We start from the raw sequence: 13,431 nt of genomic DNA, 5'->3' as shown, positions 1-13,431 counted from the left end.
CACGCAGGGTCGCCTCAAGCGCCGACGCCTGCACGGGCGTCGGCAACAGCTTCACCTGCACCACCAACTTCACAACCCCGGACCGTAGTACGACAACCGCACACACGAAGGCTATCTACCCGGGCGATCACCACCGCGAGTGATCAATAGGATGGTTGTTCGCATTCTCCGGCTCCGCCGGGCAGCCGTGCGGGCGCTCCGCGCCCGGCAGAAAGCAGATGCTGCCACGCTCCGCGTCGCAGCCACAGGAGGCGATTCCTCCCCGGCGTGAACGCCGGAGCATCCTCGCCAGAATCAGGTGAAACGACGTGAAACGCCGCGTGGGGCAGCCGGAGACCCGACTGCCCCACCCACTCGTCCGCCTTGCCGTCAGGCGACGTGGCGCATCCGGCGGACGGCAAGGAAGAGCAGGAGCGCCGCCAGAGCGAGGAAGATGCCGGTCTCGATGCCCTGGAATGCCCAGAACCGGTCGCCGGGCTGGTAGAGCTGCCAGTTGTAGGAGCCGGGCCCCAGGCCCTGCTTGGCCATCTCCTTCATGCATGAACCGGCGTCACTGGTAGGCGGGCAACCTACCTGGGCGTTTGCCTTCACGAGCTTTCCGGCGGCGTCGCGCAGTCCTTGACCGAGGACCCAGTCGCCGGACGCGGGGTTCGGTCCCTGGGTGCTCGCCAAGCCGTACGTCAGGGTCTTGGCCGACAGGTAGTGGTCTCGGGCCAGGGTTTCGACGGCGATGCGTACGACGGCGAATCCGGCAAGGGTGCCGGCCATGGCCGGCAGGACTCGACGGGAGACGGTGCCGGCGAAGATGCCCAGCGCCACCGCGAACAGGGTGTAGCCGATCGGCGCGATGCCCTGCACGTCGAACCAGATGTAGCCGAACCGGCCGTTGCCGTTGGCGGCCATGGGTGCGTACCACCAGGACACTCCCAGCGCGTACACCACGGCGAGGAGGACCGTGACGGCACCGACCAGGCCGAACTTGACGAGGGCCCAGCGCAGGCGGCCGACTCCCTGGGTCCATACGAACCGGTGGGTGCTGTGCTCGACCTCGCGGGAGATCAGCGGTGCGCCGAAGAACAGCCCCACCAGCAGCGGCAGGATCACGAAGAGGATGCCGACGAACGACAGGGATTTGAACTGGTTCTGGAACTGTGTACTGAGGGCGTTGCAGCGGTCCACGGCGGTGTTCGCGGCCAGCGGGTCCGTGCCCAACTTGGCCAGGCACGAGGCCAGGCCGGAGTCGTCGAAGACCTCGTGCATGCGCAGGCCGGTGGGAACCATCAGCGCGGCGAGTGCGGCGAGTCCGATCACGGCGAAGAGAGCCTGCTTGCGGTGCTGCTTCCAGGTCAGCCAGATCATGCGGTCACTTCCGATCCGGTGCGAGCCGTGGGGGTGCCGCCTGCGTGGAGGTAGGCCAGCACGACGTCTTCGAGTGTCACCTCGTGCTGGGTCCAGGCGAGGTCGTCGACTGGGCTGCCCTGGGTGCGTACGAGCAGCGTGGACTGGCGGTCGGTGTGGCTGGCGCTGATGATCTGCGCCACGCCCGAAACCGAGTCGGCATCGGCGCGCGGGCCGACCAGCGTCCGGTGTTCGTCGAGCAGGTCGTCGATCGGGCCGGCCAGCTGGACGTGCGCCTTTTGAAGCACGATCAGGTAGTCGCAGACCCGTTCGAGATCGGCCACCAGATGTGAAGACAGCAGTACCGTCGTGTCGCTCTCGCTGACCACGCCCATCAGAGCCTGCATGAACTCGCGTCGGGCCAGCGGATCCAGAGCCGCGACCGGCTCATCGAGCAGCAGCAGGCGAGGGCGCTTGGCCATGGCCAGCGCGAGGGCGACCTGTGCGCGCTGTCCCCCGGAGAGCTTGCCGACCGGTTTCTTGAACGGAATGTCGAGTTGAGCGATCCGCTCGCGAGCGAAGGCGGCGTCCCAGCGGCGGTTGAGCTTGCCGCCCAGGGTGATCAGATCGGCGGCGGTGAAGTCGCGGTAGAGCGGAGTGTCCTGGGCGACGAACCCGATCTCCGGCAGGACTTCGGTGTTGTTGCGCGGATCCCGGCCGAAGACACGCACCTCTCCCGCGTCGGGCCGCAGCAGGCCGACGGCCAGATGCAGCAGGGTGGACTTGCCCGCGCCGTTGGGGCCGACCAGCCCGGCGATCCGTCCGGCGGGCAGATGCAGCGAGCACTCTTGGAGCGCCCAGGTGCGCCCGTAACGCTTTCCCAGCGCGTTGGTCTCCAACGCTGTGTCCGTCATGTCGGCTCCCGGAACTGTTCATGAGTTGTCCTTGGGTGGCGGTGCGTCGAGCGTGGTGCGCAGCGTGGTGTCGATGAGGGCGGCGATGTCCTCGCGACCCAGGCCGGCGGCCTCGGCCTTGCGCAGCCAGGCGACCAGGTCCTCGCGCAGGTCGGCCTGATGGGCCAGGGACGGCCCGGCCAACGTGCGTACGAGGAAGGTGCCCACGCCCGGGCGCCCTTCCGCGAGGCCCTCGAGCTCGAGCTCCCGGTACGCCTTCAAGACCGTGTTCGGATTGATAGCCAGCGACTGCGCCACCTGGCGCACCTTGGGCAGCTGATCGCCCGGCTGGGCAAGCCCGACCCGCAGCGCCTGCTTCACCTGCAGGACAAGCTGCATGTACGTGGCGACCCGCGAGCGGCCGTCGAGCACGAACTCGATCACTTCTTCTCCCACTGTCTTACGACAGTAAGACAGCGTGCTCGCGGTGCAGCGCACTGTCAAGTACGCATGTCTTAGAACAGTAGGACAGCCAATGCCTGGTTCAAGAACCCACGCCTGTTTCAGGAAGTGGTCACCCCAGGGCCCTCTTCGGGTCCGATAACAGCGGTGCCGGGCACGCAAGATGTGCGTGCCCGGCACCGCCGACGAACGTCCCGTGTGGCCCTATGCGGTAGCGGACTCCTGCTCCACCTCGACCTGTGCGGCCCATTCCCGCTTCGTGGACTGCCAGCCGTCCTCGTTGTGGCCCATCCGCCAGTAGCCAGACACCGACAGATCCTCGCGCGGGATCTGGTGCTCGATCCGGAGCAGCCGGCGCAGCTCCTTCACGAAGCCGGCCTCTCCATGCACGAACGCGTGCACCCGGCCCAGCGGGAACTCCAGCGCGCGCACGGCCTCGACCAGCGCCTCACCCACCGGCCGGTCCCCGCGATGCAGCCACACCACCTCCGCGTCGGAGGCGATCCTCTGCTCCTCCTCGGGGCCCGCCACCTCCACGAAGGCACGGACCTCGGCACCCTCGGGCAGCGCCTCCAGAGCGGCCGCGACCGCAGGCAGCGCGCTTTCGTCGCCGGCCAGCAGATGCCAGTCGGCACCGGCGTCCGGCGCGTAGCCGCCGCCGGGGCCCATGAAGCGCACCACGTCACCCGGCCGCGCCCGCACCGCCCAGGGCCCAGCGAGGCCCTCGTCGCCGTGGACCACGAAGTCCAGCGTCAGCTCATGCAGTTCGGCATCCCAGGCCCGTACCGTGTACGTCCGCGTCACCGGCCACTGCTCCGGCGGGAACTCCGCGCGGATCCTCTCCATGTCGAACGGCTCCGGGTAACCAACACCCTCGACCGGGATCAGCAGCTTCACATAGTGGTCGGTCCAGGTGCCCGCCGTGAACGCGGCGAGCCCCTCTCCGCCCAACACCACGCGTTGCATGCGCGGCGTCAGCCGTTCGCTGCGTACAACCCGTGCAGTGTGCGGCTTCCGAGGCCCGCGCGCCCGTCGCTCAGTCATTGACTCTCCCCATGTCTTATTTAGCCTCACTAAACCAACAGGCCCACCGGAGCGCCAGGGAATTGCGGCCCGCGCAAATCGCAACCTGACCTTGCGACCTGCGACGTACCGCGTAAATGTCCGTCCGGAGCCGACCAGTGTTCGGCGCGGTGATGTTACGATCAACCACCCATCAACAGGAAACCTGATAATCAAGCGGAGAACGGTTCGACCGATCGGAGCTGCATGTCCTTCCTGGCCAGACCTGCGGTGGCCTCCTTCGCCGCCAAGACGATGCAGGGGATCACCGGGCTCGCGGGCCGACGCTCCAGCGGGCCCGGCTCGACGGCCTCCTGGCACGCCCGTTTCCCCGAATTCCCGCGTGAAGCCCGCCGGTTGACGGTCCCGACGTCCGTCGCCCCGGCCCCGGTCACGGTGTACGCACCCCCTTCCGAGGCGGCGCATCCGCCCGTCCACGTCAACTTCCACGGCGGCGGATACGTCATGTCGATGCCGGAGATGGACGACGCGCTCTGCCGGTTTCTCGCCGCCGAGGCAGGGGTGGTCGTGGTCAACGTGAAGTACGTGGTCGCCCCGCAGCACCCGTTCCCGGCCCCGCCCCGGCAGGCCTTCGAGGTGGTGCGCTGGGTCGCCGAGCAGGGCGCGCAGCACGGCTGGGACGGCAGCCGGCTCACCGTGGGCGGGCAGAGCGCCGGCGGCGGGCTCGCGGCGGCCGTGGCCCGCCAGGCCCTGGAGCAGGGCGGGCCGTCGATCGCGCTCCAGGTGCTGCACTATCCCCCGCTGGACCTCGTCACCAGTGCCAAGGACAAGCGGGCCGCCGTCGCCAAGCCCATGCTGCGGCCGTGGATGGCGGAGGTCTTCGACACGTCGTACGTGCCGGACCCGCGCGAGCGTGCCGACCGGCTCGTCTCGCCCGCTCAGCCGTCGGACACCGCCGACCTGAAGGGCATCGCCCCGGCTGTGGTGATCACGGCCGAGTACGACCTGCTGAGGACCGAGGCAACGCGCTACGCCGAGCGGCTGGGCGCGGCGGGCGCCCTCGTCGAGCACCACGACGTGCGCGGAGTCGACCACGGCTACGACTCCAAGGACGACGAGAAGGCCCGGGAGACCTACGCCCTGATCGCCCGTCATATACGACGGGCGACCGGCGCCGAAGCTTCCAAGGCCCTTTGAGGGCACGGATGGCCGGGGCGTCCGCCGCACCGGACGCCCGGCCATCCTCCTCCCCCGGGAGCCGTCACTGCCGAAGCCGCTGTCCCCTATCCGGTGGCTTGCGGCAGCGCGACGCCCAGCTCCTCGGCGCGCTCCGTCAGGTCGCGCCACACCTTCGGTGCCACCGGCACGCCCTTCGCGCCACGCTCCTCGGCGAGCGCGGCGCTGCGCTCGCCGGGGTAGAACACACCGGCCGCACCGTCCGCCGCCGGCAGCCCCTTGAGGGTGCTCAGGGTGGTGTCCACGGCCGCGGTGAAGCCGTCCGTGCCGCCGAAGGCGGCCGGGTCGAGGGCGATGAGCAGGGCGTTCTGGCGGTGCTTGCGGCCCTGGGGGTCGTCCGAGTGGAAGGCGGAGAAGATCGGCGCACCGACGAGCACGCTGGTGAGCAGCTCGAAGGCGAGCGACATGCCGGACCCCTTGGCGCCGCCCAACGGGAGCGGCATGACCGCCTTCTCCGGGTCGGTGGTCGGGGTGCCGTCCTCGGTGGCCGCTGCCCCCTCGGGTAGCGGGGTGCCGCTCGCCTTGGCCTGGCGGATCTTGCCCAGCGCGATGGTGGCGGTGGCCATGTCCAGGAGGAGAGGCGCGTGGCTCTCGGCGGGTACCGCGATGGCGAGCGGGCTGGTGGCCACGGCGGCGCCCTTGACTCCCGTGTAGCCCATGTTGGGCATCCCGGCGACGTAGCCGATGCCGACGAGGTCCTGCTCGGCGATCTTGGAGACGTAGTAGCCGATGGCTCCGGTGTGGACGGTGCGGCGTACCCCCACGGCGGCGATGCCGGTGGTCCTGGCCCGGGTCACCGCTTCCTCGGCGGCCGCGGTGAGGGCGACGGGGCCGGGTGCGCGGTCGGCGTCCAGGACGGCGGCGGCCGGGGTCGCGGACTCGACCTTGATGTCGGCCCCGGCGTTGGCCACACCCTTGGCGAGCAGGTCCAGGTAGGCGGGGACGCGCGCGATGCCGTGCGATTCGACGCCGCGCAGAGCGGCCCAGACGAACACGTCGGCGGTGGTGCGGGCGCGCTCGGGGCTGAGGCCCCCCTTCTCGAGGAGGGCGGCCGCGAAGGTGCGCAGGTCCCCGGCGGGGACCAGGACCTTGCCCGGCTTGGGGGTTGGGGTGTTGCTCATGGTGGCGGGTGCCTCCTGGGTCAGCGGGTGACGAGGACGTCGACGACGGCGGTGGTGCCCTCGGCCACGGCCTTGAGGGCGCGCTCCAGCGCGGGCGCGAGCGCGTCCGGCGCGTCGACGGTCTCCGCGTGCATGCCGAACGGCTCGGCGAACTGCGCGAGTCGGGGCAGCCGGTGCAGGTCGGTCCCGAGCCACTCGCCGGTCTCTGCCGCCGCGCCCTCGGGGTAGAACCTGCGGTGGTTGAGGTTCATCGACTTGTAGACACGGTTGTTGAAGACCACGATCAGCAGCGGCAGGTCGTACGCCTTGGCGGCGTCGTACGACTGGATCACCGGGTTGTACGCGAACGCCCCGTCACCGATCGTGAGCACCACCGGGCGCTCCTTGGCCGCGAGCTTGACGCCGAGCGCCACCGCGATGCCCTGGCCGAGTCCGCCCTGCACGTAGAAGTACGAGTCGGGGTCGGAGGTCTGGACGTGGCGCTTGACGACGCGGCTGTGCGTGATCGTCTCGTCGACGACGATCGCGTCCTGACCGTGGAGCAGCCTGCGCAGCGTCGCGGCGACGAGCACCGGGTCGATGCCCTCGGCACCCTGGGCCTCGGCGGCCTTCGCCTCGGCGCCCGCGATCGCGGTCTGCTCGGCGGCGTGCCGCTCCTCCTGCGCCGCTCGGCGCGCCGCGACGGCGGCCTCGTCGAGATCCTTGGCGCGCTTGGTGAGCTGCCGGAGCGTGTTGGCGACGTTGCCTTCCAAGTACTTTTCTGCGAAAAGGACTTGGTAGACGACATGCGGGCGCTGCGGCACCTCGTCGATGACGACGATCTTCGCCTTGGCGGGGCGGCGCGACGGCGGGTAGAAGGGAGCCCGGCAGTTGACCAGCAGGATCAGGTCCGCCTCGTCCATCCACGGCCCGATGTCGCTGCCCGCGTGCAGCGCGTGGGTGCGCGGGAAGTTCCCGCACACCGCCGAGTCCGGCTCGACCACCGGGATGTTCCACGCCTCGGCGAAGGCCACCAGGGCCTCGAAGCCGCCCGCCTCACGGCCGGCCGTCTCCGTGACGATCACGGGGTTGACCGCCTCGCGGATCATCTGGGCGACGGAGTCGACCTCTTCGGGCGAGCTGTGCGTGGAGCCCGGCTGCACGATGGGCTTGGCCTCGCGGCCGTCCCACTCCTCGAGGAGGATCTCCAGCGGGATGTTGAGGTACGCGGGGCCCGCGGGGGCGCGCCAGGCCAGTTCCGCCGCCCGCGTGATCATCGTGGGCAGGGTGTGGACGCTGGCGGCCTCGTTGGACCACTTGGTGAACGGCTGGGCGACACCGTGCGGGCCGCCCACGATCGACAGGTTCCGGTACCACTGGCCGCCCGGGTCCTTGCCGGGGCCGTCGCCGTACGTGGCCGACTCCGAGGAGGTGACCACCATCGGGACGCCCGCGAGGAGCGCGCCGTGGACCGCCATCGAACCCTGCAGCAGGCCGGGTGCCGCGTGCAGCAGCACGCCCTGCGGCCGGCGCTTGACGAGTCCGTAACCGGTGGCCATGCCCACGGCGACGGTCTCGTGCGTCAGGTCGAGGTACTGCGGGCAGGGAGCCCCGTCGCGGTGGTGCCGGGCGAGGGACTCCCACACCGGGGCCCATTCGGACCCCGATGAGCAGAAGATGTACTCGGCGCCGACGGCGTTGAAGGCGGAGACGACGGCGTCACCGCCGTCGGCGCCTGGCGTGTTGTTCTCCGTCACTGGACTCCTTCGTGGATAGCCCCGGCTTAGCCGGTGGAGGAAACGAAGCCCCTTCGGAGCAGGGCAGGGAAACGCGAATCGCAGCCGGGCGATTCGTCGTCTACCCCCAACTCCGCGCAAGAGTTCACTAATTGGCGTGCTAGATTGTGATCCATGACCACAGGTGTGAAGCGGGCATTCAAGTACCGCTTCTATCCGACCGATGCGCAGGCAGTTGAGCTGTCGCGCACGTTCGGGTGCGTGCGCAAGGTCTACAACATGGCGCTCGCCGCTCGCACTGAGGCTTGGGCGCGGCAGGAGCGCGTAAACTACAACCAGACGTCGGCGATGCTGACGACGTGGAAGAAGACCGAGGCACTGGCCTACCTGAACGAGGTGTCCTCGGTTCCGCTCCAGCAGGCACTTCGGCACTTGCAGGCAGCGTTCACTCATTTCTTCGCGAAAAGGGCCAAGTACCCGCGCTTCAAATCGCGGAAGAAGTCCCGCAAGAGCGCGGAGTACACCACCAGCGCGTTCCGCTTCCGGAACGGCAAGCTGACGTTGGCAAAGATGTCCGAGCCACTGAACATCGCCTGGTCCAGGCCGCTCCCGCAGGGAGCATCGCCGTCCACGGTAACCGTCTCTCAGGACGCGGCGGGACGCTGGTTCGTGTCCCTGCTCTGCGATGACCCCAGCGTGAAGACACTGCCCGCTACGGATAGAGCGGTCGGTATCGATGCAGGCCTGGACCACCTGGTCACGCTCTCCACCGGTGAGAAGATCACCAACCCCGGGCATGAACGCCGCGACCGCGCCCGACTGGCGAAGGCGCAGCGGCAACTCGCCCGCAAGGCCAAGGACGACGGAGCCAACCGAGCCAAGGCCCGACGCAAGGTCGCGAAGATCCACGCTCGCATCACCGACCGTCGCCGTGACGGTCTCCACAAGCTGACCACTCGTCTCGTGCGTGAAAACCAAACGCTCGTGATCGAGGACCTGACCGTACGCAACATGGTCAAGAACGGCAGCCTCGCCCGCGCCATCAGCGATGCGGCCTGGCGTGAGCTGCGCTCCATGCTGGAGTACAAGGCAGCCTGGTACGGGCGGGATCTGGTGGTCGTAGACCGCTGGTTCCCCTCCTCCAAGCTGTGCTCCACCTGCGGCACCCTCGCCGAGAAGATGCCGCTGGACGTCCGCGAATGGACGTGCGACTGCGGGACGACCCACGATCGGGACGTGAACGCGGCGAAGAACCTTCTGGCCGCCGGGCTGGCGGTATCTGTCTGTGGAGCTGGTGTAAGACCTCAACGGAGAACTCCGGGCGGGCAGTCGGCGACGAAGCAGAAACCCTCACGGCGCGAGCCGTGAGAATCCCCCTCCTTCAGGAGGGGGCGAAGTCAACTCTGGTGCTTCCTCAGCCCTCGATCGGCCAGTTCAGGACCTCGGAGATACCGCGGCCCATGATCCATTCAAGCTCCTCGGGCGTGAAGTCCCAGTGCTTGGTGAACTGCTCGATCGTGTCGGTGTAGGTGATGCCGTGGCCGAGCAGGCGGGTGATGTCGGTGCCGTAGAAGCAGCGCTGCGGGCCCATCTTGTCGACCATCTCGCGCACGTACTTCTGGATGTTGTTGTTCGGGAAGGGCTGCGTCGAGTAGCCCGGGAGCGCCGACACCTTCACGTAGATGTTGGGGTGCGCGGCCAGGTCGGCGGTCTCCTGGACCCAGTAGCCGATCGCGTCGTCGACGCAGCGGGCCATGATGCCCATGTGGTCGATGATGATCTTCAGCTCGGGGTGCTTCTCGGCGATCTGGCCGAGCTCACGCTTCCAGATCGGGGCGTGGACCATGGTGGGGATGCGCAGCTCCTCGGCGATCGGCCAGTACCAGTCGTTGGTGCCGTCGATCATCCAGTTGCGGTCGATCGGCCGGTGGAAGGTGAGGCGGGTGCCCTTGACGTGGGGGTTCTGGGCGAAGTCCTTCAGCATGGCCTTGCCCTCTTCGGGCTTGTTCTGCGGAATGCGGGCCATGATGCCGAAGCGGTCCGGGTGCGCCTCACAGGCCTCGAGGGCGTAGTCGATGCGGTCGCCCTCCCACGACGGCGGCAGGATCAGCGCGCGGTTGACGCCGGCCTCGTCCATCAGCTCGAGGGCCTCCTCGTAGGAGAAGGGGTCCTCGCGGTGGCCGTTGAGGCGGATCCGCTCACGAGCGCCCGGGACCCAGGGGCGGTCCGGGGTCTCTTCCTTCCAGATGTGGATCTGCGTGTCGACGACGAACATGTCTTCATCTCTTTCTTTCGAAGGGGGGTGGTGGGGTGGTGCGGGAGGAACGCTAGGCGGACCGTGAGGCCTTGCAGAGCCCTGGGAGTGCAAGCTGTTGTTGCGCGGAAGTGCGCTGCACAGAGGGCATTTTGATGTTGCTTCAGGAGTCGGCGAAGACGGCGTCGACGATGTGCTCGGCGATCGCCATGGAGGCGGTCGCCGCCGGCGAGGGAGCGTTGCGCACGGCGGTGATCCGGCCCACCTGGTGGATACGGAAGTCGTCCACGAGGGTGCCGTCGCGGCCCAGGGCCTGGGCGCGTACGCCCGCGCCGCCGCGCACCACGTCCTTGGCGCCGACGCCCGGGACGTACAGCTTGGCGTCCTTCATGAAGGCCGCCATGGAGAACGAACCGCGATACTCCCTGATGCCGGTCCGCCAGTGCTGGGCGGCCATCTTCCAGGAGCCGGGGTAGCCGGCGAGGCCGATCAGATCCCTGGGCGAGATCCTGCTACGCCGGTAACCCTCCCTGGCCAGGGCCAGTACGGCGTTGGGCCCGACCTCCACGGAACCGTCGACCCTGGGGGTGAAGTGCACGCCGAGGAACGGGTAACGCGGGTCCGGCACCGGGTAGATGAGCCCCCGCACCAGGTCCGTCTTCTCCGGCTTGAGCAGCATGTACTCGCCCCGGAACGGGATGATCTTCGGCTCCTGCTTGTCCTGCGCGAGCTTGGCGACGGAGTCGGACTGGAGGCCCGCGCAGAGGATCAGCCGGTCCACACGGACCCTCTCCTGCCCGGACACCACCTCGATCCCGCCGGGCACGTTGGTGATGCCGGTGACCGGGAAGCCGAGCCTCACCTCGCCGCCCGAGTCGACGACGTCCTTGGCGAACGCCCGGGCGATCGCCGGGTAGTCGGTGATCGCGGTGCGCGGGGAGTGCAGGGCCGCGACGCCGCCGGCGTTCGGCTCGATCTCCCTGATCTCCTCCTCGGAGACCTTCCTCAGGTCGGGCACGTGGTTGTTCCTGGCCCGCTCGTAGAGGTTCTCCATGCGGCCGAGCTCGTCGTCGCGGACCGCCACCACCAGCTTGCCGATCTGCCGATACGGCAGCTCGCGGTCCTGGCAGTACTCGCGCAGCAGGGACACGCCTCGCACGGTCAGGTCGGCCTTGAGGCTGCCCGGCGTGTAGTAGATGCCGGCGTGCACCACGCCCGAGTTGTGGCCGGTCTGGTGGACGGCGACCTCCTGCTCCTTCTCCAGCACCACGACGCGGGTGCCGGGGCGGCGCAGGGCGATCTCGCGGCCCGTGGCCAGACCCACGATGCCGGCGCCGACGATGCCGATCGTCTCGTCAGCCATCGGCATCCTCCTCTCTCATGACATGCTCAGGCGCCGAAGTGGACGGCGACCGTCTTGACCCGGGTGGAGAAGCGCAGGACCTCTTCGCCCTGCTCCTTGTAGGCCGTGCCGGAGTCGTGGAACCCGCCGAAGGGCAGGTGCACGTCCCAGCCGGTGGTGGTGGTGTTCACCGCGATCTGCCCGCACTCGGCCTGGTCCGCGAAGCGGTAGGCGGAGGCGAGGTCGCGGGTGAAGACGGCGGCGGCGAGGCCGAAGTCGGAGTCGTTGACGGCCTCGACGGCCCCCGTGAAGTCGTCGACCGCGCGGACGGCGAGGACCGGGCCGAAGACCTCCTCGCGCCAGATCGCCGTCTCGGGCGCGACGTCGGCGAGCACGGTCGGCTGCACGAAGCAGCCGTGTGCGCGGTCGCCCTCGGTGTCCGGCTGGCCGCCGGTGAGGACGGTGGCTCCCTGCTCGACGGCCTTGTTGAGGTCGGCGAGGACGCTGTCACGCTGCTTCGGGCTGGACAGCGGGCACAGGGTGGCGGCCGGGTCACTGCCGGGCCCGATCTGCAGCGCCTCCACCTCGGCGACCAGAAGGCGGGTCAACTCCTGGTACACCGGCCGCTCGACGATCACCCGGCTGGTGGCGGTGCACCGCTGCCCGGCCTGGCCGAAGGAAGCAGCGACGACGGCCTTCGCGGCGGCCGGCAGGTCGGCGTCCTTCAGGACCACGGAGGCATTCTTGCCGCCGAGTTCGCCCTGGAAGCGGACGTTGCGGTCGGCGAGGCGCCGGCGGATCCGGTTGCCGACCGCGTTGGAGCCGGTGAAGGTGATGCCGACAATCCGCGGGTCGTCGAGGAGCGCCTCCTCGATCTCGGCCGTACGGCCCGTCACCACGTTCAGAACACCGGCCGGCAGGCCCGCGTCGTGGAGGGCGCGGGCGAAATGCAGGCCGGAGAGCGGGGTCTCGGTGGCCGGCTTGAAGACGGCCGCGTTGCCGGTGGCGAGCAGTGGGGCGAGCTTGCGAGCCGGGGTGATCAGCGGGTCGTTCCACGGACTGATCACCAGGATCACGCCGATCGGCTCCCGCTGCGTGTGGGTGCGGGTGTCGGGGCGGGCGTCGTGCAGCAGCGTGCCGTAGCCCCGACGGGCCAGCCCCGCGTAGTACTCGAGGAAGTCGGCGGCCTTCAGGGTCTCGCCGCGGGCCTCGGCCAGGGTCTTGCCGTTCTCGGCGGTGACGTCGGCCGCGATCTCCTCGACCCGCTCGCGGATCAGCCGTGCCGCGTCGGTGAAGATCCGGGCCCGCTCGAAGGGGCTGGTGCGCTTCCAGACGGCGAAGCCGCGCTCGGCGTGGTCGTAGGCCCGGGTGACGTCCTTGGCGGCGAGGGCCGGAATCCGGGCGATCGGGGTGCGGATGTCGGCCGGGTCGTGGACGTCGATCCACTCTCCGGTAGCCACCCACTCTCCGCCGGAGAGCGCTTCCAGGGTACGCATTGAAGATCACTTCCTTCGTCCGCCGCGGTGCGGGTCCGCGGTCTGCACAGGGAGCGGCCGTACGGGGCCGGATGCGACAACACACCATGTCGGGGCGGGGCCACCAGCCCCGCGGCGGCAGGCATTGGTTGCGCCCCGCGCGGGTCGGCGGGCGGGTGCTCCGTGCTGGAATCTGCAGGCCCGATCCCGTAGATCAACGAGAGATAGGAGAGACCGATGGCTTACGCAGTCGTCGCCCACTACCGCTGCGAGCCCGCCGACGAGGCCACGGTGCGCGCCGCGCTGCTGAAGATGCGCGAGCACACGCGGACGGAGCCCGGGAACCTGGCGTACGAGGTGCACGCCGAAGCAGACCGACCGGGCGGATTCGTGCTGTACGAGGTGTACGCCGACCGTGCCGGTTTCGATGCCCACGCGGCCGCCGACTACTTCACCGAGCTGATCGTGGAGACGGTGCGGCCGCTGCTGACGGAGCGGACGGTGACCTTCGCCGAGGTCCTCTGAACGTCCTTCAGAGCCTCGGTGTGAAGGTGGCCGGGGCCGGGAAGCCC

The 13,431-nt window shown here is 69.3% G+C and carries 12 protein-coding genes; 3 read left to right on the top strand and 9 right to left on the bottom strand.

Annotated features, from left to right (window positions below; all coding sequences use genetic code 11):
- Positions 1–369 precede the first annotated feature (369 nt).
- From ABT009_RS04710 to ABT009_RS04695, 4 genes are all read right to left on the bottom strand, one after another.
- Positions 370–1,359, bottom strand: a complete 990-nt coding sequence (locus tag ABT009_RS04710; RefSeq protein WP_351289492.1) for an ABC-2 membrane transporter-related protein — start codon at positions 1,357–1,359, stop codon at positions 370–372.
- Complete coding sequence (locus ABT009_RS04705) at positions 1,356–2,252, bottom strand: ABC transporter ATP-binding protein (protein WP_351289490.1); 897 nt, start codon at positions 2,250–2,252, stop codon at positions 1,356–1,358. The genes ABT009_RS04710 and ABT009_RS04705 overlap by 4 nt, the downstream gene beginning before the upstream one ends.
- Positions 2,253–2,270: 18 nt before the next feature.
- Entirely contained in the window at positions 2,271–2,687 is a 417-nt protein-coding gene (locus ABT009_RS04700) for a GntR family transcriptional regulator (protein WP_351289488.1), read from the bottom strand.
- Between the two features lie 210 nt (positions 2,688–2,897).
- Entirely contained in the window at positions 2,898–3,737 is an 840-nt protein-coding gene (locus tag ABT009_RS04695; RefSeq protein WP_351289486.1) for a siderophore-interacting protein, read from the bottom strand.
- A 225-nt stretch (positions 3,738–3,962) separates the two neighbouring features.
- Between ABT009_RS04695 and ABT009_RS04690 the strand changes: the two genes are divergently transcribed.
- A complete protein-coding gene (locus ABT009_RS04690; protein WP_351289484.1) occupies positions 3,963–4,913 on the top strand; it encodes an alpha/beta hydrolase fold domain-containing protein in 951 nt (316 codons plus the stop codon).
- Positions 4,914–4,999: 86 nt separating this feature from the next.
- Here ABT009_RS04690 and ABT009_RS04685 read toward each other — a convergent pair whose 3' ends face one another.
- Positions 5,000–6,073 (bottom strand): Ldh family oxidoreductase, encoded by a 1,074-nt coding sequence (locus ABT009_RS04685; protein WP_351289482.1) that lies wholly within the window; start codon positions 6,071–6,073, stop codon positions 5,000–5,002.
- Positions 6,074–6,093: 20 nt separating this feature from the next.
- The gene (locus tag ABT009_RS04680; protein ID WP_351289480.1) at positions 6,094–7,809 is read right to left on the bottom strand and encodes a thiamine pyrophosphate-dependent enzyme; all 1,716 of its coding nucleotides are present in this window, start codon (positions 7,807–7,809) and stop codon (positions 6,094–6,096) included.
- A 153-nt stretch (positions 7,810–7,962) separates the two neighbouring features.
- Here ABT009_RS04680 and ABT009_RS04675 point away from each other — a divergent pair, with 153 nt between their 5' ends.
- Entirely contained in the window at positions 7,963–9,156 is a 1,194-nt protein-coding gene (locus ABT009_RS04675; protein ID WP_351289478.1) for an RNA-guided endonuclease InsQ/TnpB family protein, read from the top strand.
- Positions 9,157–9,202: 46 nt separating this feature from the next.
- Here ABT009_RS04675 and ABT009_RS04670 read toward each other — a convergent pair whose 3' ends face one another.
- The 3 genes from ABT009_RS04670 to ABT009_RS04660 all read right to left on the bottom strand — a co-directional run bounded on the left by ABT009_RS04670 (position 9,203) and on the right by ABT009_RS04660 (position 12,880).
- Positions 9,203–10,063: an amidohydrolase family protein gene (locus ABT009_RS04670; protein ID WP_351289476.1), complete on the bottom strand. Its 861-nt coding sequence runs from the start codon at positions 10,061–10,063 to the stop codon at positions 9,203–9,205.
- A 142-nt stretch (positions 10,064–10,205) separates the two neighbouring features.
- A complete protein-coding gene (gene lhgD, locus ABT009_RS04665; RefSeq protein WP_351289474.1) occupies positions 10,206–11,405 on the bottom strand; it encodes an L-2-hydroxyglutarate dehydrogenase in 1,200 nt (399 codons plus the stop codon).
- A 26-nt stretch (positions 11,406–11,431) separates the two neighbouring features.
- Positions 11,432–12,880 carry an aldehyde dehydrogenase family protein gene (locus tag ABT009_RS04660; protein ID WP_351289472.1) on the bottom strand — a complete coding sequence of 483 codons (1,449 nt, stop codon included), beginning with the start codon at positions 12,878–12,880 and terminating at the stop codon, positions 11,432–11,434.
- Between the two features lie 216 nt (positions 12,881–13,096).
- On the opposite strand from ABT009_RS04660, the gene ABT009_RS04655 reads away from it, so the two are divergent.
- Positions 13,097–13,384, top strand: a complete 288-nt coding sequence (locus tag ABT009_RS04655; RefSeq protein ID WP_351289470.1) for a putative quinol monooxygenase — start codon at positions 13,097–13,099, stop codon at positions 13,382–13,384.
- The last annotated feature ends 47 nt before the right edge of the window (positions 13,385–13,431 follow it).

Origin of the sequence: Streptomyces sp. NPDC002896 (genome assembly GCF_040295225.1) — a bacterium.
Lineage (GTDB): Bacteria > Actinomycetota > Actinomycetes > Streptomycetales > Streptomycetaceae > Streptomyces.
The sequence above is the reverse complement of the archived record's forward strand: the minus strand, read 5'-3'. Positions and strand labels throughout refer to the sequence as shown.

Excerpts from the sequence above, each read along its gene's own strand:
- ABT009_RS04710 (WP_351289492.1), bottom strand. The coding sequence starts at position 1,359 with ATGATCTGGCTGACCTGGAAGCAGCACCGCAAGCAGGCTCTCTTCGCC.
- ABT009_RS04705 (WP_351289490.1), bottom strand. The coding sequence starts at position 2,252 with ATGACGGACACAGCGTTGGAGACCAACGCGCTGGGAAAGCGTTACGGG.
- ABT009_RS04695 (WP_351289486.1), bottom strand. The coding sequence starts at position 3,737 with ATGACTGAGCGACGGGCGCGCGGGCCTCGGAAGCCGCACACTGCACGG.
- ABT009_RS04690 (WP_351289484.1), top strand. The coding sequence starts at position 3,963 with ATGTCCTTCCTGGCCAGACCTGCGGTGGCCTCCTTCGCCGCCAAGACG.
- ABT009_RS04685 (WP_351289482.1), bottom strand. The coding sequence starts at position 6,073 with ATGAGCAACACCCCAACCCCCAAGCCGGGCAAGGTCCTGGTCCCCGCC.
- ABT009_RS04675 (WP_351289478.1), top strand. The coding sequence starts at position 7,963 with ATGACCACAGGTGTGAAGCGGGCATTCAAGTACCGCTTCTATCCGACC.
- ABT009_RS04670 (WP_351289476.1), bottom strand. The coding sequence starts at position 10,063 with ATGTTCGTCGTCGACACGCAGATCCACATCTGGAAGGAAGAGACCCCG.
- lhgD (WP_351289474.1), bottom strand. The coding sequence starts at position 11,405 with ATGGCTGACGAGACGATCGGCATCGTCGGCGCCGGCATCGTGGGTCTG.
- ABT009_RS04660 (WP_351289472.1), bottom strand. The coding sequence starts at position 12,880 with ATGCGTACCCTGGAAGCGCTCTCCGGCGGAGAGTGGGTGGCTACCGGA.
- ABT009_RS04655 (WP_351289470.1), top strand. The coding sequence starts at position 13,097 with ATGGCTTACGCAGTCGTCGCCCACTACCGCTGCGAGCCCGCCGACGAG.